This window comes from Leucobacter fengyongliangi (genome assembly GCF_052386045.1).
Genome location: NZ_CM126356.1, coordinates 194,791 through 214,210 on the forward strand (window position 1 = coordinate 194,791; position 19,420 = coordinate 214,210).

Below are 19,420 nucleotides of genomic sequence, written 5' to 3' on the forward strand. Positions count from 1 at the left end.
GGTTCAGCGCATGAACGACGAACAGCACCCCCAGCAGGGGCCAGCAGAGCGACCGGCATCTCCCGAGGAGTGGGGGTGGGCGCAGCGCACAGCTGCGCCGATCCACTGGGTTGAGACTGAACCGCTCGAATACCACCGACTGCTGCGCGGGGCACCGAAATATCGCTGGTGGAAGCCGCTGCTCGCACTCGTGTTGGGGTTCTTCTACTATCTGACCTTCACCGTGGTGTTCAGCGTCGTGGTGATGGTGCCCTATCTTCTGCTCTCGGGGGCGGAGCTCAGCGAAGAGACCATTCTCGCGCTCGCGATCCCCGACACACAGCAGCCGATATCGCTCGTGGTCACGCTCGGATCGGTCGCGCTCATGATTCCGGCGGTGTGGCTTGCGATGCTCAGCACCGGCCTCACCCCTGTCGGTCGGGCGTGGTCAGTCGCGCTCCGCATTCGCTGGCGGTTGCTGTTCCGTACCGTCATCCCCGCGTTCGTTGCGCTCGTGGTGATGAACGTGGTCGGTATTGCATTTGAGCTCGCGTTCGCTGCCGTCATTGGTGACTCGACGCCGATCGCCGAGGTGCCAACCATCGACCCGACACTCGCGCTGTGGTCTGCGCTCATCATCCTGTTGCTCGTGCCGATTCAGGCGACGGCCGAGGAGCTGGTGTTCCGCGGCATGTTCATGCAGACGCTCGGCGCCTGGTTCGGTGGATCCCGCGCGGCGGGTGCGGTTGGGGCGTTCTTGCGTGGGCCGTGGATCCCGATCGTCGTGCCCAGCATCATCTTCGGGTTCGCACACATCTACGACATCTGGGGTTGGATGGCAGTGGTGCTGCTTGCCTTGGTTGCCGGCTGGCTGAGCTGGCGCACGGGTGGGCTCGAGGCCGCAATCACCATTCATGTCGTGAATAACTGGATCGCATTTGGACTCATGGTGTTCGCTATCGGAGGCGAAACCAAGCAAACCGCGAGTGGTGCTGGCCCGGGTGCACTCATTGGCGAAATCGTTGGTTTGGGCCTGTACGTCTGGTGGGTGGAGCGCATCTTCGTGCGCAAGGGCGGCCCGCGCACCCGCATCGACCTCGTGCAGTCGCGACTCGCCGCCCCGCCGGCGACCGCCACTGCGACCCCGCAGGTGGCCCCATGATTGACGCGCTGGTGACTGGGCGCAGCATCGCCGCGTTGCTTGCCGCGCTCGATCTTGCCGAGGTGGGCCTCCGTGTCGGCCTGGCGACCGACGAACGTGTGGGTGAGCCTCCCGCGGCTCCGGTGCGGGACCCGGATGGGATCGTGACCGAGTTTCTGAACCGTGTTGCGGCACCCATCGCCGGCACCGATGCGGCGCCGGCAGCTGGTGCGCTCCCGCGTGTGAGCTCACCCGAGCCCCCGTTGCTGCAGGATCGCGCCGGCGAGTGGGCGCCGCAAGCTACTCCCGCGGTTTTGGGTATCCCGGCATCTCCCCTCGCGACCGAGACCGTGCGGTTGCTCGGCACGGGTGCCGCCATTCGTGCGTACCTCGATCGCGTCATGCCCTTCCTCGCAGTGGGAAAGGCGAGGACACTCGGGCCCCTCGTGCGGAAACGCATTGGAGCGCGTGCGCTCGCGCGTCTGGTCGAGCCAGAATTGCGCGAGCGGTACGGCGTGGATGCCAATGAGGTTGAGGTGGCGCTCGCGGCCCCTGGACTCAACGAGGCGCTCTCGCGAGTCGGGTCGTTGACGGGTGCGGCGCTTGCATACTCCGATCGGAATGTTGCACGTGAAACGCGAGTGGAGCCTGCGGGCGGGGGAACAGCGCTCAAGGCGGAGCTCCTGCGAAAGCTCACGCTTTATGGTGCCGAGTTCTTTGACGGGCGGGTGACGCAGGCGGTTGCGTCTGAGGGTCTCGGCCAGGCAGCCGAGCCACACGTCGGATCCTGGTCAGTTACTCTGAGCGATGGTCGGGCGCTCGAATCCCGGTCCCTGATCCTCGATTTCAGCCGGAACGCGACCCGCACTGAACTGCTTTCCGAGCTCGCACCCGGGCTTCATGCACAACGAGTTCGTGTTCATGCTGAAATTGACATATCTTGCCCGGATTGGCTCACTGAGGGAGAGCGAGCGCTCGCGGTGCGCGGAGGTTGGACGATCCTCGCCGAATGTCGAACTGGTCGCACAGCTCGGGTAATCCTGTCCAGTGATGTGCTTTCAGAGCCTCCCGCACTCGACGGTCTTGACGGGGTGCTCTCACGGATCCTCCTCGACTATGCGCTCCAACCGCTGCCAGGCGTCGAATGGTCGATGGGTGTTGCGGCAGCCCCGTTCTCGTCGCATGCTGACCGAGGCCAGGCGGCATCGCGTGTGGCCAGCATCGCGGCACAACACCCACCCATGCGTGCGGTGGGCCGGGCGCTTTTCGGAGACGACCTTCCGTCGGCACTTGCCGCGGCACACGCCGACGCTGTTGCGCTGCGGCGCGAACTCACCGGGCTCACCGCCTAGTTCCTGGCCGCAATCCTGATGTATCTCGATTCTGGAATATCTCTCAGGCTCGAAGTTCTGTAGGCTGGCGGAACTAGGAATGGTGGCGCTCGTCACGGGAATCGGAGGAACCATGAAGGGCAAACTCGCATTCGTTCTCGGAGCAGCCGTGGGGTACGTACTCGGTGCCCGCGCGGGTCGTGAACGCTACGAACAAATCAAGCGGCGCGCGGAGGCGGTCTGGAATACGGAACCAGTGCAGCGCGGGGTGGCGGCCTGGCGCGAGACGGTCGACGGCCAGATCGACAATCTCAAGGGATTCGCCAAGCGAGTGGGCGCAGACGCGGTCAGCAACATTGCCCAGAAAGCGGGCGGTGGATCGCGGACCTCAGAAACGGCTTCGACGGGCACATCGCCCGCTCAGGCCGCAGCTACGACAAAGACCGCAGCGCCCGCACCGGAACCGGCGGCCACCGCTGCCGGTGACAGGAAGAACGAAGCCAAGAAACCGGAAGCCAAGTCATGAGCCGTAAGAGTGATCAGGCGGGCACGTTCGAGCTCCTCGCGCGGCTGCCACACCAATTCATTGCGCTCGCGAAAGCAGAGTATGAAAATGCGAAGCGCGAAATTACCGCGAAGGCGAAGCGGAGTGGCATCGGCCTGTTGTCGATTGTCGTCGCGTTGTTTTTCCTCTTCTTTGCCATTGCAGCATTTGTGACGGCGGCGATTGCTGGAATCGCTGTGGTGTGGCCGGTCTGGCTCTCCGCGCTCGTGGTGGCCTTCGGGTTGATCCTTCTCGCCGCTGGGGCAATTCTCGGCGGAATCGCCCTGATCAAGCGCGGTGTCCCTGTGCCCGAGCAGACCATTGACCGTGTCGAGGGCGACTTTCAAGCAATGTCTGAGGTTCGCTTCAATTCCTCGACCCATATGCCGCAGGCCGACGGAAAGGGAAACTGGCGATGAGTGATGCACCGCAGGTTTCAAGTGGAGTACAGAAGGCCCAACTGGCGCGGGCCGAACTCTACGACACGCTCGGGCAACTCCGTGGACGTCTCGATTACGCACAGCGCATTGACGACACCATTGCACGCACCAAACAGCGTGTGGCGGATGTCGGGAACGAGAATCCCTTGGCCTTCGCTGCTGGTGTCGCCGGGGCTGCTGTCGCCGCTGGTCTCACGGTCTGGGGTGTCGCACGGCTCGTGATGCGCGCCTTCGACTGACGTGCCCCGGTAACGGACTAGCCGATCCGCACGAGCCCGATGATGACTGATGTTGACGGGTCATTGTTCAAGCACGTCTGGTAGTACACGTCGTAACCACTCGGAACCGCGTTCATGTCTTCCACGTACGCATTGACCTGCTTCACGATGCCAGCGGACTGGTACACCCCGCTGCCCGCGATAGTGACGATTGCTCCAGCCTGTTTCGGGAACGCCGCCCCGCCGCAATGCCAGTGCTCGGCAAGATAGGGAAACCAGGAAGGCGTCCACCACACGGGACCCACGCACGCGTCGATCAGGGCCTGGCCGCCCGAGCCCGCAGGTGACACCGTGTAGCCGGACTGGGTTGGGCTCACCTGCGCTGGCGGCGAAGCGACCGCGGGCCGCTGGGGGGCGGCGGAGACCGCAGCAGCCGTTGCGAGAACCCGAGCGGCCTCGGCCTGCCGAGCGTCCTCCTCTGCCAGGTGCGCTTCGATGGCGCCTTCCCAAGCGCTCAGACTGCCGCGCAACTCGTTCAAGTCGCGTTCGAGCTCCGCGAGCAGCTCCGCATTTCCTTCGACCAGATGGGCACCCGTGTCATTCGCGGTGAGCCAGGCGCTCGGACTGAGGTGCTCTGCCGCGCGGATGTGCTGGGACAGCGCAGTGCCGGCCTCATCGATGGCGGGGGAACTGACGGCGTTTGCCTCGATCGCTTGGGTGGCTGCCTGGGTAGCGTCGGTCAGCTCGGCCAATAACTCAGGTATGCGCTCGCCCGCATCGGCCTCCAGAGTTTGGCTAGTCGCAGCCGAGCCGGCTGGCTGGAGCAGCTCAGCCTGGGTCGGGACGGCCGCGGCGCCGGTGAGGACCTGGGTGACGACGAGCGCACTGAGCACGAGGCCCACACCGAACTTGGGCACAGAAAACGACACACGGACTCCCGGGGAAGTGAAGGAACAGGCCTCCCCATTGAGTCCACCCGTGCGACATTGGCGCAGGGCTGCTACAGGTTACGTGCTCTTCCTGAGAGTCATATATCATCTGGTGCGCCGTGAGCAAGCTGAAGCCGCGCGCGCCGAGTGTTACGTTTCGGTTGCGTTTCGCGCATCTGTCCGCTCTGTTTTGCGTCTTTGCCCCCGCAGGGTCAGAATAGGGACATCTGGAACGACTTTTCCGGAAAGCCGAAACCGCGTCAACGGAAGACTCGTTCGTAGGTTGGCTTTTGGTGCGTCCGAACAAAGTGAGTGGAGTCTATGGCGGCTGAGGCGAAACCGCTAAGCGGTCTCCGTGTGCTCGTGCCGCGCGGCGGTACGTGGGGCGAGCTAGTTGCAGAGGCGCTCCGGGAGCAAGGAGCGAGTACAGTCATCGCTCCGCTCGTTGATTTTGCTCACACCAGCGAAGAAGATCGACTGGTCGAGGCGCTCCATCGGCTTGAGGCTGGATACTACGACTGGATCACCGCGACCAGTGCGACCGTGGTGGACGTGCTGGCGCACCACCAGGCCGTCATTCCCAGCACCACTCAGGTCGCAGTGGTCGGCGAGGCCACTGAGGCGGCGTTCGTGCAGGCGGGTTATCAAGTGAGCCGCACGCCGAGCGTGGAGAACTATTCGACCGCTGGCCTGCTTGAGGTCTGGCCAGAGATCGACGCGGGCAACGTGCTGAAGGTGCTCACCCTGCGCTCAGACGTAGCCAAGCCAGTCCTCACTGAGGGCCTGATCAATCGCGGCCACGATGTCACCCAGGTCGTGGCATTCCAGACCATTGGCATCCCAGTTTCCGTCCACATCAGAGAAGACGTCGAGTCCGGGCGCATCAACGCCTTGCTCGTTGCTTCGGCGAAAATTGCCCGCGAGGTTGCGAGTCAATTTCCCCAGCTTCCCGAGGGCACGATCGTCGCCTGCGTGGGGCCGCGCACCCACGACGAGGCGGAAGCTGCTGGGCTGATCCACAACCCCGAACACACCAGCTCGCCGGTGAAGCGGGCCTTGATCGAGACGGTGGAATCCGCCATCGACCAGAGCGACATGCTCGACTAACGAGCATTCTCGTGCCCGCGCGGTAACGATTCGGTGCCGCATGGGCGTTATATGCGGCAAAACTTTGCTGCGACCGGCAAACTAGTGGGCATGGCGCGAGTTGAGGTGTACCCAGACCGAGTGGTGATCCAGCTCACTGCGACCGAGAAAGCACTCGCGATGCATCGGCGCGACGTGGTGATCGACCGTGAGGCCATCACCTCCGCTCTCATCACCGACGATCCGTGGATTTGGCTGCGGGGGGTGCGTTCTCCCGGCACGATCATTCCGGGCAAGTTAGCTTTCGGCACCTGGAGGAGTATTTCTGGCCGCGACTTCGCGCTCGTGCGGGGTCGGCGATCCGCAATCGTGATCGACATTGATGTGCCCGAAGGTGTCGAAGAAGACCAGGGCTGGGTCTCGGAATTCGATGGCTTTGCGCGCCTGGTGCTGTCGACGACGCACGCCGCCGAACTCATTAGGGCGTTGCGGCTGGACGGCGATGATACGGTGTACCGCACCGTCGCGTAACCCATCGCCGCGTCAGTCGTTGAGCAAGATCAAGTCGTCTAGATCCATGCGGCTGCGCGGGGCCACTTCGCGCTCGCGGAGGGTGTCTGGAAGCTGCTCGGGCTCGCTGATCGCGCCGATCGCGCTCACCGATACGGGCACCTGATGCTCGGTCAGGCCGAATGCGGTTCGTAGGGCCTCGGGGTCGAACCCACCCATTTGGTGCGCGTACAGGCCTTCGGCGCGAGCCTGCAGCGAGTAGGTTGCCACGGCCTGCCCGAGGTCGTACTCGGCCCAGCGCTGCGTCTTGCCCTCGGCATCGACGGTCTCCGCGACGTTGACTACGAGCGCGGCTGCACGGCCGGCCCACTGCTGGTTGAAGCCGATCAGCGTGGCCTCGACCTTCGCGAAGGCCTCGCCGCCGCGACGAGCGATGATGAAGCGCCACGGCTGCGTGTTGCTCGCACTCGGGGCCCAGCGGGCGGCCTCAAACACCCCACGCAGCGCGCCCTCGGGTAGCGAGTGCTCGGTGGCGAAGGAGCGGGGGCTCCAGCGGCTGGCAATCGGGTCAATGATGGGGGCGCTGGTTTCGGCGTGACGGGCGTTCATGAGGTTCCTTTACTGGTGGATCACAGCTGCGCGGGCGCCCAGTGGTCTGAAGACCGCTGGAGGCGCCGTGGGTGTGAACGCTCCGGTGCTGGATAATATTCCTGGCCGTGATCCACTGTGTAACGAAAACGCGAGACAAAGCTGGGGAAATGGTGCCTTGTTCACCTGAGGCACCCTAATTTCCGCGAATAGGGCACCGTGAACTGAATAAGGGACAGGGACTGGGACTGTGGCAGTGGCAGTGGCTGGAGCGTCCACGGCCCTTTCCCCACCTAAGCGGCCAACAACCAGGCAATCGCCGCGATCACCGGGAGTGAGGCGAACGTGGTCAAGAACACGGTGTCGCGCACCTGCGTTTCTGCACGCCGATAGGTGGCAGCGTAGTTGTACACGTTTTGCGCGGTCGGAAGCGCGGCGATCGTGGTCGCGACGAAGGTCTCGTGCGCGTTCAGCCCGAAGGCGAGGCACAGCACCCAGGTGAGGGCGGGCATCACGAGCAGTTTGATGCCGCTTGCCACGAGAACGGCGGGGCGATCCGCACCGGCTTGCAGCACGCGCTGCCCGTGCAGCGAAATGCCGAAGCTCAACAGAACCATGGGGATTGACGCGTCACCGATCATCTCGATGGGATTCAGGAAGATCTCGGGCACCCGCAGATCGAGCAACGCAACCAGCAGGCCCAACATCGAGGCGACAATGATGGGGTTGCGTGCCGCCCGACCCAGCGCGACCACCGCACCGCGTTGGTTGCCCCGGGTCGACTCGAGAATGGCGAGGATCAGCGGTGCGAACACCACCACCTGCAGCAGAATAAGCGGCGCGACGTACGCAGCATCACCGAGGATGTAGATTGCGACGGGGAGACCCAGATTGTTCGAGTTCACGTAGCCCGCGCTTGTGGCCCCGAGCGTAGTGCTCGCGAGGTCGCGGCGAAACCAGAGCCGAGACACGACCACGTAGATGCCCGCGACCACCACCGCGGCCAGCCCGGTAATGAGGATCACCGGAGAGACGATGACCGCTGGATCACTGCGCTGCAGCACCACGAACAGAAGCGCCGGGGTGGCAACGTAGAAGGCGACCCGATTGAGCACGAGCCGCTGATCACCCTTGACCACGCCGAACCGAGACGCGAGATAGCCGGTGCCGATAACGCCGAGAATGAGGGCAAACCCCTGCAGCACCCCCATCATGCGCGGGCTCCCTTCGACTCTGACGAGCCTAGTGCCGCCCGTGCGTCCTCCGTCACGATTTCGGAGAGCCGGTCGAGGACTGCAGAATGCAGGTTCCAGCGTTGCCAGTACAGCGGCAAGGCGATTGTGGAACCCGGTCCGATCTCTACGAGGCGTCCGTCCGTAAGTGGCGTCCGGCACTGCAGTTCTGGCAGCATTCCCCAGCCCATACCGAGCTCGATCGCGAGAGCAAACTCAGCCGAAGAAGGCACGTAGTGTCGTGGTGGATCCACTGGTGTCTGGGTAATTCGGCGAATAAAACGACGCTGGAATGCATCTTGCCGGTCGAATTCGATCATTGGTGCGAGGCGTAACGCATCTGTGGTGACGCCAAAGGGGAAGTGACGTGCCGCAAACTCGGGCGCGGCGACCGCACGGTATCGGTCGGTGACAATCCGGGTGCTCGTGCAGCCCGGAACTGGCTCGCGGGTCGCGGTGAGCGCCGCCATCACCTCCCCTCGTCGCAATTGTTCAGTGCTGAGCGTCTCGTCGGCGCGGATCACTTCAAAGTGAGCTGATGTCTCCCGCGCGGCCCGCGCGAGAGCGGGAATGAACCAGGTTGCCAGGGAGTCGGCGTTCACCACGATTGGGATGACCGTGCCGCCTGAAGGACCGCTGCCGAGCTCTCTCGTTGCATCGTCGACGATGCGATCGAGCTGTCGGGCAACGCGCAAGACCGTGGTGCCCGCGGCGGTAAGGAGCACGGGGCGGGTGCGCTGCAGCAATACCGAGCCCACCCGCTGTTCCATTGCTTTCACCCGCTGGCTGACTGCGGATGGGGTGATATGGAGTCGCCGCGCGGCACCCTCGAAGCTGCCCTCATCCACGATGGCCGCGAAGGTCGCGAGGTGCTCGACTGGCAGATCCATGCGTTCCCTCGTTTCTGCGCCGGCAGAAACTCATCGTTGGTGGCGGAGCTTGATGAAGTAATGCTAATGCTTCGTAAATAAAGTTAGGCATTCTAAATTAGGAACAGCGCTGGTTCGAGTCGTAGCGTCAAAGGGTGATTACCCCCATACTCGTCGGTTTCGGCACCGGCCTCTCGCTCATCGCGGCCATCGGTGCCCAGAACGCCTTCGTGCTGCAGCAAGGCATCCGGCGGCAGTTTGTGCTGCCGGTCGTGCTGATCTGCGGCCTTACCGACGCGCTCCTCGAGTTTGCGGGAGTCGCGGGAATTGGCTTTGTGATCGAGCGTGCCCCGCTGGTCATTGAGATCGTGCGGTGGGGTGGCGTGGTCTTCCTGCTCTGGTACGCGTGGGGCGCGGTGCGACGCGCGATCCGCCCGATCGGGTTGGTGGCGACCGAAGGCTCGCAGGTCTCGATCAAGAAGACCGTGCTTGCGTGCCTCGCCATCACGTGGCTGAATCCGCACGTGTACCTCGACACGATGGTGCTCATGGGGTCAATCGGGAATGCGCAGGGAGACCCCGAGCGTTGGTGGTTTGCGCTGGGCGGCGCGATCGCGAGCCTCGCCTGGTTCGCGCTGATCGGATACGGTGCGCGCGCGCTGACCCGCTTCTTCGCGTCGCCGCGTGCGTGGCAGGTGCTTGACTGGTCGGTCGCCGTGGTGATGGTGCTGATCGCCGCGAGGCTCGTGTTCGACGGGGTTGGGGTCTAGCTGCGAGCAGGTTCGGCGAAGGTGGCGAGGAGCGCGTCGACGTCTTCGGGTGTGGTGTCGAACGAGCACATGAGGCGCACAAGCTCGTCGTTACCGGGCCAACTGTAGAAATGAAACTGTCGCCGCGCGCGTTTCTGAGCCGCCGCCGAGACGAGGGCGAACACCGCGTTCGACTCGGTGCGCTGCGTGAGTTGCAGACCGGGCACCTCGCCACTCGTCGAAAGCCGTTCGATGCCGGAACTCAGCCGCGCGGCCATGGCATTCGCGTGGGTCGCCGAACGCAGCCAGAGATCTCCGCCGTACAGCGCGAGCAACTGCGCCGAGAGGAAGCGCATTTTCGAGCCCAACTGCATGTTTGTCTTGCGCAGGTAGTGCAGCCCCCGCGCCTTTTCCGGGTGGATCACCACGACGGCCTCGGCTCCGAGCAGCCCGTTCTTGGTGCCCCCGAGGCTCAGCACGTCGACACCCGCCTCGGTGGTGATCTCGGCGAGACTGGCCCCGAGGCGCGCGGCCGCGTTGCCGAGGCGTGACCCGTCCATGTGCAGTTCCATGCCGTGCCGGTGGGCCTGATCCGCCAGCGCCCGAATCTCAGCCAGCGTGTAGCACGTGCCGAACTCGGTGGTCTGGGTAATCGAGACCGCGAGCGGTTGCGCGCGATGCTCATTTCCCCACCCCCAGGCCTCGCGATCCACCAGATCGGGGGTGAGCTTGCCATCGGGAGTGTCGATGGTCAGGAGCTTGAGACCGCCGACCTTCTCGGGCGCGCCGCCCTCGTCGACGTTGATGTGTGCGCTCGCAGCGCAAATGACTGCGCCCCAGCGAGGGAGGGACGCCTGCAGACCGAGCACATTCGCGCCCGTGCCGTTGAACACCGGGAAGATCTGCGCCATGGGGCCGAATGCCGTGCGGGCCCAGTCGGTGAGGCGGGCGGTCCAGGGATCGTCGCCGTAAGCAGGAGCGTGGCCCACATTGGCGGTGGCGATAGCCTCGAGCACCTCGGGGTGCGCCCCGGCGTAGTTGTCGGAGGCGAACCCGCGCGGGTGCGCGGCGGGGTCTGAACTCGGTAGGTGCTGCGGGGTGCTGGCGGTCACTCGCCCAGCCTACTCAGCCTCCCTGCTCTCTCTTCCCTTTCCTCTCTCTTCTCTCTTCTCTCCTCTCTCCCCTTTTCCCTTTCCTCTCTCCCTCCCCGCCCTTCCCTCTCCGCCGAGGAGTCGCAATTCCACCGCGAGACTCTGCCCGGACGTGGAACTGCGCCCCCTCGACGGGGCCAGCGCCCCAGCAGACGCTGTTGCAGTAACGCGGACACTGAGAGACTTACGGTATGCAACGACACACCACAGACAGTGAGGGCCGCCACGGCGCGGTCATTGAGGTGCGCGGCCTGAGTAAGGGCTACGGCGACCGCCAGGTGCTCGACGGGGTGGATCTGGCGATCGCCCCCGGGAGAAACCTATGCTCTGCTGGGCCCGAACGGAGCAGGCAAGAGCACCGCAATAGAGACCCTTGAAGGGTTTCGTCGCGCCGACTCGGGCACGGTGCGAGTGCTCGGCGCGGATCCGCTGGGCGCCTCACGGGCGTGGCAATCTCGCATCGGCATCGTCTCGCAGCAGACCGGAGACCTCGGCCCGAGCACACCGCGAGAGCTGATCGCGCACTTCCGGGCGTTCTACACAAACCCCCGCGGTGTCGATGAGGTGCTCGACATGGTGGGGCTTGCCGAGCACGCGGGCAAACGCGCGAGCAAGATGTCGGGCGGGCAGCAGCGCCGCCTCGACGTCGCACTCGGGATCGTCGGACGCCCCGAGCTCTTGTTCCTTGATGAGCCGACCACGGGCTTCGACCCCGAGGCGAGGCGCCAGTTTTGGTCGATGCTCGAGGCGCTGGCGACCGAGGGCACCGCGATCGTGCTCACCACCCACTATCTCGACGAGGCGGCGGTGCTGGCGGATCGCGTTGGCGTATTGACGGGTGGGCGAATCGTGGCGGAGGCGCCTCCCGCGGAACTTGGGGGAGCAGAGGCGCGAGTGCCCGTGATGAGCTGGCGGGATGCCAGCGGTGCTGTGCGTGAGGAGCGCACGGAGCGACCAGCCCAACTGGTCGCGCAGCTGCAGCAGCACATGGGCGGCGAGCCCGCCGAGCTGCAGGTGCGCAGGCCCGAGCTCGAAGACATCTATCTCGCCCTCATCGGCGACCACGAAGGGGAGGTCGCGGCATGAGCGCCCGCGTCACGAACGCAGGCGGCAGCGGCGAGAGTGCTGGCGGTGGTGCGGGTGCGAGCGCAGGCCTTCCGGCTTCCGGTGGAGTAACGAGCGCGATCCACCCCCGTGTGCCCGGCGTGCTGAGCGGAGCGATCGCCTCGGCCCGGCTCGAGCTGCGCGCGTATTTTCGCACCGCAGATACCGTCTTCTTCACGTTCCTCTTCCCGGTGCTGCTGCTCGCCATCTTCGGTACCGCATTCTCGGCTCAGGCTGACGTCGGTGTGCGGCCCGACGGCACGGGAGGCATCTCGATGGCCGAGTATTACCTGCCGGGCATGGTCGCGGCCGCGATTCTGCTTTCTGGACTGCAGAACCTAGCGGTCGACATCGCGCGCGAAAAGAGCGAGGGGTGGCTGAGGCGACTTGGAAGCACGCCCATCTCCCCAGTCAGCTACTTTCTCGGCAAGGTGGGGCTGCTGCTCGCTACTTCAGCTTTACAGATCGGACTGCTGTTCATCTTCGCCGCGCTCGTGCTGGGGGTGCGACTGCCGACCGAACCCGAACTGTGGCTGCGGTTTGCCTGGGTGTTCCTGCTCGGCATCGTGACCATGGCCTTGCTCGGGGTGGCACTCTCGGCCCTGCCCCGCTCATCGCGTAGTGCAACCGCGGTGGTACTGCCAATTGTGCTCATTCTGCAGTTCATCTCGGGGGTCTACCTCATGTTCACGATGCTGCCCGAGTGGCTGCAGAATATCGCCGCGGTGTTTCCCTTGAAGTGGCTTGCGCAGGGCATGCGCAGCGTGTTTCTCCCCGAGCACTTCGCGGAGGCGGAACAGGGTGGCACCTGGGACCTTGGGCTCGTTGCGCTCAACCTCGGGGTGTGGCTCGTCGTGGGGCTCATGGTGAGCCTCCTCACCTTCCGGTGGACCCGACGGTCGTAGCCCTACTGCTGCCAGTGACAGGGTGATGGCCAAGTTGCGCCGGTAATTTACTCCCCGGTGGATCGCCGCGGCGTCCGCCTGGTCACATGCCCGAGGCGCGGTACTGGGCCGCAAGCTCCTGGTAATGGAAGGCGTTCGAGCGCACGCGCTCGGCCATCTCCTCGCCCATAGGGCCGCGGTCCTTCGCGGGCAGACCTGCCACGAGGTGTCCGGGCTCGACCTGCTGCCCCTCGAGCACGAGTGCGCTCGCCGCGACGAACGCGCCAGCGCCGATCACCGAGTTGTTCAGGAGCTTGGCGCCCATGCCGATGAGGCAGCCGTCGCCAATGGTCGCACCGTGAATGAGGGCGAGGTGGCCGACCCCAACGTTCTCGCCGATGATGGTCGATACGCCGTGGTCGGTGTGCACGACGACATTGTCTTGCAGGTTGCTGCCCGCTCCGAGCTCGATGCGATCCATGTCGCCGCGTAGCACCGCGCCGAACCACACGCTGGCACCCGGGCCGACGCGTACGTCGCCGATCAGGGTTGCATTCGGTGCGAGCCACGCGGTGGGGTCGACCTGCGGATGAATGCCGTTGAAAGGGATCAGGAGCGCCATGACGTTATTTTACCGGCCTGATCCCTCCCGCATGGATTATCTCCGGCATCCCAGTCTTCACTCAGTGCCGGCGGTTGACAGACTGCGGATCGGCGCATAGGTTAGTTAGTGAAGTAATGAACCAGAGAAGTTGACTTACGAAGCCTGGCCCACAGATCCAGAGAATGCGAGGTACCGAGTGTTCGACGAATCGCGGCCCATCTTTCAACAGTTGGCGGACCGGCTCGCACACGACATCCTGCTGGGCACCTACGCCGAAGCCGAGCAGGTGCCATCGACCAATGAGCTGGCTGCATACTTTCGCATCAACCCCGCCACGGCGGGCAAGGCACTGAATCTGCTCGTCGACCGAGAGGTGCTGGTCAAACGCCGTGGCATTGGCATGTTCGTTGCTGAAGGAGCAAGATCTCGGATCATGGCTGAGCGCACCCGCGAGTTCGTGACTGACTACATCAGTCCGCTCCTTGCGGAGGCGGCCGCACTCGGCCTCAGCACGGCAGAGGTGATCCGCCTCATTGACAGCGCGCGAGAACATGTTTCGCGCACAGAAATCGCTGCAGACCACGCCGAAAGGGGCACACTATGACCATCGCCATCGAGACTCGCGGGCTTACGCGAGTGCACCGGGACGTCCGGGCGCTCGACGACGTGAGCGTGCGAATACACCGAAACACCATCACGGGACTTCTTGGACGCAACGGCGCAGGAAAGACCACGTTCATGTCGCTCGCGACCGCGCAAGATCTGCCCACCGAGGGATCAGTGCTGATCGATGGACAGGCTCCCTTCGAACACGCGAGCGTGCTCGAACAGCTGTGCTTCATCCGAGACAACCAGCGCTACCCCGATGACTATAAGCTCAAGCACGCTCTGCGAGCTGCGGCAATCTTCTACCCCAACTGGGACGGCAAGCTTGCGAATGAACTGGTCGGTCTCTTCCGAATTCCTCAGAAGACGATCATTAAGAAGTTCTCGCGCGGGCAATTCTCGGCGCTCGGTATCGTGTTGGGTCTTGCCTCGCGTGCACCCATCACTTTTTTCGACGAGCCCTACCTCGGGCTCGACGCGACCGCCCGCACGTACTTCTATGACATGCTGCTCCGCGATTTCAGCGAACACCCGCGCACCTTCGTCATCTCAACGCACCTGATTAGTGAGATGGATCGGTTGCTTGAGCGGGTCGTGATCCTGGATCGCGGCCGAGTGGTGCAGGATGCCGAGGTCGACGAATTGCGAGGTCTGGCATTCCAGGTAGCGGGCCGGGCCGAGATGCTCGAGGGGTTTGTCGCGGGTCGCAGGGTGCTTGCTCGTCACCGTGTGGGTGGCCTCGCCACTGCGGTGGTCGAAGGACGAGTGACCGCGGAGGACCGCGAGGCTGCTGCCGCGGCCGGGCTCGATCTGGGGCAGGTATCGCTACAAGAACTCGTGGCTGCCTATGGTTTCGATGCACATGAAACCTCTGAAAACGGGCCCGAGTGGCCTGACGCCTACCCCGCGCACGCGCACAGCGCACCGAGCGTACCGAACACTGAGGAGACCCGATCATGAACCGCGCTCTTAAGGTCACCCGGCTGCAGATGAATAAGCCGGACATCACTTTCATCGTTCCGGCGAGCATTCTTCTGATCGTGTTGGTGATCTCGGCGATCATTGCGCTCGCGATCCAGCGCTCGGGTGTGGATCCATCCACCCCCGGCTACGTTGATGGTGCCCGCTCAAATCAAGCCATGTTCTGGGCGCTGCCCGGGTTTCTGATCTATTTAGGCGTGCAGGCGGTCTCCACCACCTTCCCATTTGCCCTTGCACTCGGCACCACGCGCCGGGCATTTGTTGCGGGCACCGCGCTCGCACACCTCGTGCAGGCGGCGTATATCTCGCTACTCATGGTCGCGCTATTGGGACTCGAACTCGCGACTAACCACTGGTTCTTCGGACTGTACGTGCTCGATACCTACGTGGTCGGCGCCGGAAACCCCTGGCAGTTGCTCGCGAGCGCGTTCATAGGCACCTTTGTGTCACTCTCAATCGGCGGGATCTTCGGGGCGGTATGGGTGAGATTCGGAGCGAAGGGACCAACAGTGCTGGGGCTGGTACTTGGGCTTGCGGCGGCGCTTCTCCTGCTCTTCTTTGCGCCTCGCCTCGGTGAGATCTTTGCGGCGATGACGCTGCCGATGGTCGCGGTCGGAGCAATCGGAGTAGCTCTGCTTGCGCTCGCGGGCACCTGGCTCTGTATGCGTCGCACTGCGGTGCGATAGGGCTCGCGAGAATGTCAGTGCGCGCCTATAGGTTACGTATACAGCCGAACACCGGCTGATCGCGGTGAACAGCGGAGAACAGCGGAGAAAACATGGACGTGGTTGTGATCGTACTGCTGGTGCTGAATCTGCTGGCGGTGCTCGGGGTGCTGGCTGCGGTGCTCGTGCGGTGGGGCAGGGGTAAGTCGGGTTCAGTCGGCGAGCTCGAGGCGCTCGTGCGAGTGCTGCGTGAAGAGCAGCAGGCCGGCACCGCCCTGCTGCGTCAAGACCTGCAGGCGCAGCGCGTCGAACTTGGCCAGGCGGTGCGCGCGGCGAGCGAGTCGCAGGCGGCCGAATTGTCCCGCGAGCGTGAGGCGCGCACCATGGCGAGCGCGCAGCTGCGTGAGGAACTCGGGGCGCAGGGCACCGAACTGCGGAAATCGGTGGAGGGGCGGCTCGAAGCGATCCGCACCGACACTGAAACCAAGCTCGAAAAGGTGCGTGAAACCGTCGATGAGAGGCTGCAGGGCACGCTGAGGACCGCGCTAGATGAGAACGCGAAGCAAATTCGGGGGCTGACAGATACCAATGTGAAGAAGCAGGCCGAATTGCGCGAGACGCTCAGCGTCGAACTCGAGAAGCTGCGCCTGGGCAATGAAGCGAAGCTCGAAAAGATGCGCGAGACGGTCGACGAGAAGCTGCAGGGCACCCTCGAAAAGCGTCTGGGCGAGTCATTCTCGCTCGTCAGCGAGCGACTGGAGCAGGTGCAGAAGGGCCTGGGCGAGATGCAGACCCTTGCGACCGATGTGGGCGGACTGAAGCGGGTGCTCACGAATGTGAAGTCGCGCGGCGGCTGGGGCGAGGTGCAGCTCGCGCGGCAGCTGCAAGACGTGCTGACCTCAGACCAGTACGCCGAAAACGTCGCGGTGCTGCCCGACTCGAACGAGCGCGTCGAGTTCGCGGTGAAGCTGCCGGGTGCGAGTGACGGCGAGACCCCGGTGTGGCTGCCGATCGACTCGAAATTTCCGCAGGAAGACTACGAGCGCCTGCTCACCGCCCAGGAATCCGGCGACCTGGCCGCGATCGACATCGCTGGGCGCGACATCGAACGCGCGGTGCTCGCGCAGGCGAAGCTCATTTCGAGCAAGTATGTGGATCCCCCGCACACCACCGACTTTGGCGTGATGTACTTCCCCACCGAGGGGCTCTTTGCCGAGGTCATGCGGCGCCCGGGTTTCGTTTCCAAGCTGCAGAATGAGCATCGCATTGCGGTGGTCGGGCCGACGACCCTGATGTCGCTGCTGAATAGCCTACAAATGGGCTTCCGCACGCTTGCAATCGAGAAGCGTTCGAGTGAGGTGTGGAAGGTGCTGAGTGCCGCCAAGAGCGAGTTCGAAAAGTATGGCGACGTGTGGGACAAGGTGGGGAAGCAGCTCAAAACCGTCCAGAACACCGTTGAGCAGGCCGGAACGCGTACCCGGGCACTGCAGCGCAAGCTCAGTGGTGTTGAGTCGCTCGAACCCGGCGAGAACGCCGCCGCGATTCTCGGTGAGGTGTTGCCCGCGATCGAGTCGCTTGAACTCGCTGACGGTGAAACCGAGCTTTCTAAGGCTTAGTTCGACAGCGCGGGACCCTCCCCGCAACCGTGCCATGAGACAGGGCGGTCGGCGCATCCACTGCTCGACCCCACAGTGGACTGCATCTGGCCGGGTCTGCCTGAGAGTGACAGACTGAGGGCATGGCACTGCACCTCACCGACAACGAAGCCGCCGATGCGCTCCTGACCAGCGACCCGTTCGCGCTGCTGGTCGGAATGCTGCTCGACCAGCAGGTCGCGATGGAGCTCGCGTTCGCGGGCCCGTTGAAGATTAAGGAGCGGCTCGGCACGCTCGACGTGGCAGCGATCGCCGGCGCGGATCCCGAGGAGTTCGTCGCGGTGTTCAAGCAGACCCCCGCGGTGCATCGGTTCCCGGGTTCGATGGCTGGCCGGGTGCAGGAACTGGCTCAGGTGCTGCTTGACGAGTGGGACGGTGATGCCGCAGCCATCTGGACGAGCGGGGACCCCGACGGCCCGACGGTGCTGAAACGACTAAAGAAGCTGCCCGGCTTCGGGGAGCAAGAGGCGCGTATCTTCCTTGCGCTGCTCGGCAAGCAGGTGGGTTTCGCCGGGGCCGGATGGCGCGAGGCCTCGGACCCCTACGGGGAGGAGGGCAGCTTTCGGAGCGTGGCTGACATCGTTTCGCCTGATTCGCTCCTGAGGGTGCGCGAGAGCAAGCGCGCGGCGAAAGCTGCCGCGAAATCTGCGACGAAAGTCTCCGCTTCGACTATTGAGCGGTGACCACCCACCGCCGAGCCCCTGGAGAGAAGATGCCACGCTGTGTTTTACTGCTTCGCGCTGTGAACGTGGGCGGCACAGGCCGCGTGCCCATGGCCGAGCTCCGGTCCGCGCTCGCCGCGCAGACGGCGCTCACCGACATCGAAACCTACATCCAGAGCGGAAACATCATCTGCGACCTGCCACCCGTGCCGGCCGATGCCTGCGACGAGGTGCGTGCGCTCATCGCGCGGGAGTTCGGGGTCGACACCCCCGTGATTCTGCGCCTGCACGAGGAGCTCGCCGCATCGGCCCAGGCGCGTCCGTTCGTCGATCCACTGCCGGAGGACGAGACCCGCGTGCACGCGATGTTCCTCGCGGGGCCCGCGCGCGGGGAAGCGATCGAGACGCTCGCGCCGAGGCTCGGTGAGGGGGAGCGGCTCGCGATGGTCGGCAACGACCTGTGGATCCACTACGGCGCAGGTGGTGCCGCTCGGACGAAGCTTACGAGGACGGTGCTCGACCGCGCGCTCGGCGTCCCGGGCACCGCGCGCAACCTCCGCACGGTGCGCGAGCTGATCGCCCGCACGGCCTGAACCCAGCCCCCTCGGGCCCTAGTGCAGCCCGAGGTACGCCTCTAGCGTCTCCGGGGGCCACGAGAGACGCCCTGATCGTGAGATTCACGGCAGGACTGCGGGGATCCACTGGGGATCGCGCGCGATAATTGATAGGATTTGGGCAGTGTCCACAGTGATGCGCAGACTGCGTTGTCTCCCAACCATGGGCCCCGCAGGAGCGAGAGGAACGCCAATGGCGGAGCTAGTAAAGTCGAAGTCGGAGCAGGCCTACGACATTCTGAAGCAGCGCATCATGGACGGAACGTACGGTCCCGGCTTCCGCTTGGTGATCGACCAATTGGGCCGCGAACACGGCATCAGTTCGGTGCCGTGGCGAGAGTCGTTGCGCCGGCTTGAGGCCGAGGGCTGGGTCGACATCGTGCCCAACGTTGGCGCGCTCGTGAAGACCTTTGACGCCGACGCGTGGAAGCGCACCATCAGGTTGCTCGCGCGGCTTGAGGGGCTCGCGACCGCACTTTCGGCCGAGCGACTGACGGCAGACGATCTGGCGAGGGCGCGCGAGTTGAACGCGGCGATGCGCGAGTCGCTCGAAGCCTACGACACAGCTCGGTTCGGGTCGCTCAACCGGCAGTTTCACGAGTTGCTCTGCTCGCGCTGCGACGACGAGCGACTGATGGGCATGGTGCACCAGGAGTGGTTACGCATGGACATCATTCGACGTTCGGCGTTTTGGTATGCGCCGGGTCGCGCGGTTGCCTCGATCGCGGAGCACGAGGCGATAATTGACTTGATCGAGGCTGGAGCTGACCCGGATCTCGTCGAGACGGAGGCGCGACAGCACGAGGTGCGTACGCTCACCGCAGTGCTCGATCACGACGCAGCGCAGGCCGCGACAGACGCGCCCGATCGCGCGTAAG

24 protein-coding genes are annotated in these 19,420 nt (G+C 64.4%); 18 read left to right on the forward strand and 6 right to left on the reverse strand.

Going from position 1 to position 19,420, the window contains the following annotated elements:
• Positions 1-10: 10 nt before the first annotated feature.
• The 5 genes from ACTNFK_RS00915 to ACTNFK_RS00935 all read left to right on the forward strand — a co-directional run bounded on the left by ACTNFK_RS00915 (position 11) and on the right by ACTNFK_RS00935 (position 3,674).
• The gene (locus tag ACTNFK_RS00915) at positions 11-1,141 is read left to right on the forward strand and encodes a CPBP family intramembrane glutamic endopeptidase (RefSeq protein ID WP_435936488.1); all 1,131 of its coding nucleotides are present in this window, start codon (positions 11-13) and stop codon (positions 1,139-1,141) included.
• A complete protein-coding gene (locus tag ACTNFK_RS00920) occupies positions 1,138-2,472 on the forward strand; it encodes a hypothetical protein (protein WP_435936489.1) in 1,335 nt (444 codons plus the stop codon). The genes ACTNFK_RS00915 and ACTNFK_RS00920 overlap by 4 nt, the downstream gene beginning before the upstream one ends.
• A 112-nt stretch (positions 2,473-2,584) precedes the next feature.
• Entirely contained in the window at positions 2,585-2,977 is a 393-nt protein-coding gene (locus ACTNFK_RS00925) for a YtxH domain-containing protein (protein ID WP_433645319.1), read from the forward strand.
• Complete coding sequence (locus ACTNFK_RS00930; protein WP_435936491.1) at positions 2,974-3,414, forward strand: phage holin family protein; 441 nt, start codon at positions 2,974-2,976, stop codon at positions 3,412-3,414. The genes ACTNFK_RS00925 and ACTNFK_RS00930 overlap by 4 nt, the downstream gene beginning before the upstream one ends.
• Entirely contained in the window at positions 3,411-3,674 is a 264-nt protein-coding gene (locus ACTNFK_RS00935) for a DUF3618 domain-containing protein (protein WP_435936492.1), read from the forward strand. The genes ACTNFK_RS00930 and ACTNFK_RS00935 overlap by 4 nt, the downstream gene beginning before the upstream one ends.
• A gap of 17 nt (positions 3,675-3,691) precedes the next feature.
• Here the strand turns inward: ACTNFK_RS00935 and ACTNFK_RS00940 are convergent, their stop codons facing one another.
• The gene (locus ACTNFK_RS00940; protein ID WP_435936494.1) at positions 3,692-4,582 is read right to left on the reverse strand and encodes a hypothetical protein; all 891 of its coding nucleotides are present in this window, start codon (positions 4,580-4,582) and stop codon (positions 3,692-3,694) included.
• Positions 4,583-4,903: 321 nt separating this feature from the next.
• On the opposite strand from ACTNFK_RS00940, the gene ACTNFK_RS00945 reads away from it, so the two are divergent.
• The gene (locus tag ACTNFK_RS00945; RefSeq protein ID WP_435936495.1) at positions 4,904-5,689 is read left to right on the forward strand and encodes a uroporphyrinogen-III synthase; all 786 of its coding nucleotides are present in this window, start codon (positions 4,904-4,906) and stop codon (positions 5,687-5,689) included.
• Positions 5,690-5,779: 90 nt separating this feature from the next.
• Positions 5,780-6,199 carry a hypothetical protein gene (locus tag ACTNFK_RS00950; RefSeq protein ID WP_435936496.1) on the forward strand — a complete coding sequence of 140 codons (420 nt, stop codon included), beginning with the start codon at positions 5,780-5,782 and terminating at the stop codon, positions 6,197-6,199.
• A 12-nt stretch (positions 6,200-6,211) separates the two neighbouring features.
• Here the strand turns inward: ACTNFK_RS00950 and ACTNFK_RS00955 are convergent, their stop codons facing one another.
• From ACTNFK_RS00955 to ACTNFK_RS00965, 3 genes are all read right to left on the reverse strand, one after another.
• Positions 6,212-6,787: a nitroreductase family protein gene (locus ACTNFK_RS00955; protein WP_435936497.1), complete on the reverse strand. Its 576-nt coding sequence runs from the start codon at positions 6,785-6,787 to the stop codon at positions 6,212-6,214.
• A 272-nt stretch (positions 6,788-7,059) separates the two neighbouring features.
• The gene (locus tag ACTNFK_RS00960; RefSeq protein WP_435936498.1) at positions 7,060-7,980 is read right to left on the reverse strand and encodes an AEC family transporter; all 921 of its coding nucleotides are present in this window, start codon (positions 7,978-7,980) and stop codon (positions 7,060-7,062) included.
• Entirely contained in the window at positions 7,977-8,888 is a 912-nt protein-coding gene (locus ACTNFK_RS00965; RefSeq protein WP_435936499.1) for a LysR family transcriptional regulator ArgP, read from the reverse strand. Before ACTNFK_RS00965 ends, ACTNFK_RS00960 begins: the two co-directional genes overlap by 4 nt.
• 134 nt (positions 8,889-9,022) lie before the next feature.
• Between ACTNFK_RS00965 and ACTNFK_RS00970 the strand changes: the two genes are divergently transcribed.
• Positions 9,023-9,637 carry a LysE/ArgO family amino acid transporter gene (locus ACTNFK_RS00970; protein WP_435936500.1) on the forward strand — a complete coding sequence of 205 codons (615 nt, stop codon included), beginning with the start codon at positions 9,023-9,025 and terminating at the stop codon, positions 9,635-9,637.
• Here the strand turns inward: ACTNFK_RS00970 and ACTNFK_RS00975 are convergent.
• The gene (locus ACTNFK_RS00975; protein ID WP_435936501.1) at positions 9,634-10,728 is read right to left on the reverse strand and encodes a threonine aldolase family protein; all 1,095 of its coding nucleotides are present in this window, start codon (positions 10,726-10,728) and stop codon (positions 9,634-9,636) included. The genes ACTNFK_RS00970 and ACTNFK_RS00975 overlap by 4 nt on opposite strands.
• Positions 10,729-10,958: 230 nt before the next feature.
• Between ACTNFK_RS00975 and ACTNFK_RS00980 the strand changes: the two genes are divergently transcribed.
• The 3 genes from ACTNFK_RS00980 to ACTNFK_RS00990 are packed head-to-tail and all read left to right on the forward strand — an operon-like array spanning position 10,959 to position 12,776.
• Positions 10,959-11,144 carry a hypothetical protein gene (locus ACTNFK_RS00980; RefSeq protein WP_435936502.1) on the forward strand — a complete coding sequence of 62 codons (186 nt, stop codon included), beginning with the start codon at positions 10,959-10,961 and terminating at the stop codon, positions 11,142-11,144.
• Positions 11,131-11,853, forward strand: a complete 723-nt coding sequence (locus ACTNFK_RS00985) for an ABC transporter ATP-binding protein (RefSeq protein WP_435936527.1) — start codon at positions 11,131-11,133, stop codon at positions 11,851-11,853. Before ACTNFK_RS00980 ends, ACTNFK_RS00985 begins: the two co-directional genes overlap by 14 nt.
• Positions 11,850-12,776 (forward strand): ABC transporter permease, encoded by a 927-nt coding sequence (locus ACTNFK_RS00990; RefSeq protein WP_435936503.1) that lies wholly within the window; start codon positions 11,850-11,852, stop codon positions 12,774-12,776. Before ACTNFK_RS00985 ends, ACTNFK_RS00990 begins: the two co-directional genes overlap by 4 nt.
• An 82-nt stretch (positions 12,777-12,858) precedes the next feature.
• Here ACTNFK_RS00990 and ACTNFK_RS00995 read toward each other — a convergent pair whose 3' ends face one another.
• Positions 12,859-13,377, reverse strand: a complete 519-nt coding sequence (locus ACTNFK_RS00995; RefSeq protein ID WP_433645305.1) for a gamma carbonic anhydrase family protein — start codon at positions 13,375-13,377, stop codon at positions 12,859-12,861.
• 178 nt (positions 13,378-13,555) lie between these two features.
• Between ACTNFK_RS00995 and ACTNFK_RS01000 the strand changes: the two genes are divergently transcribed.
• From ACTNFK_RS01000 to ACTNFK_RS01030, 7 genes are all read left to right on the forward strand, one after another.
• Positions 13,556-13,963: a GntR family transcriptional regulator gene (locus ACTNFK_RS01000; RefSeq protein ID WP_433645302.1), complete on the forward strand. Its 408-nt coding sequence runs from the start codon at positions 13,556-13,558 to the stop codon at positions 13,961-13,963.
• The gene (locus ACTNFK_RS01005) at positions 13,960-14,925 is read left to right on the forward strand and encodes an ATP-binding cassette domain-containing protein (protein ID WP_433645301.1); all 966 of its coding nucleotides are present in this window, start codon (positions 13,960-13,962) and stop codon (positions 14,923-14,925) included. The genes ACTNFK_RS01000 and ACTNFK_RS01005 overlap by 4 nt, the downstream gene beginning before the upstream one ends.
• A complete protein-coding gene (locus ACTNFK_RS01010; protein ID WP_433645300.1) occupies positions 14,922-15,632 on the forward strand; it encodes a hypothetical protein in 711 nt (236 codons plus the stop codon). Before ACTNFK_RS01005 ends, ACTNFK_RS01010 begins: the two co-directional genes overlap by 4 nt.
• A gap of 92 nt (positions 15,633-15,724) precedes the next feature.
• The gene (locus tag ACTNFK_RS01015) at positions 15,725-17,227 is read left to right on the forward strand and encodes a DNA recombination protein RmuC (protein WP_435936504.1); all 1,503 of its coding nucleotides are present in this window, start codon (positions 15,725-15,727) and stop codon (positions 17,225-17,227) included.
• 122 nt (positions 17,228-17,349) lie between these two features.
• A complete protein-coding gene (locus ACTNFK_RS01020) occupies positions 17,350-17,949 on the forward strand; it encodes an HhH-GPD-type base excision DNA repair protein (protein WP_435936505.1) in 600 nt (199 codons plus the stop codon).
• Complete coding sequence (locus ACTNFK_RS01025) at positions 17,946-18,521, forward strand: DUF1697 domain-containing protein (protein ID WP_445117179.1); 576 nt, start codon at positions 17,946-17,948, stop codon at positions 18,519-18,521. Before ACTNFK_RS01020 ends, ACTNFK_RS01025 begins: the two co-directional genes overlap by 4 nt.
• Positions 18,522-18,735: 214 nt before the next feature.
• Positions 18,736-19,419 carry a GntR family transcriptional regulator gene (locus ACTNFK_RS01030; protein WP_433645296.1) on the forward strand — a complete coding sequence of 228 codons (684 nt, stop codon included), beginning with the start codon at positions 18,736-18,738 and terminating at the stop codon, positions 19,417-19,419.
• The last annotated feature ends 1 nt before the right edge of the window (position 19,420 follow it).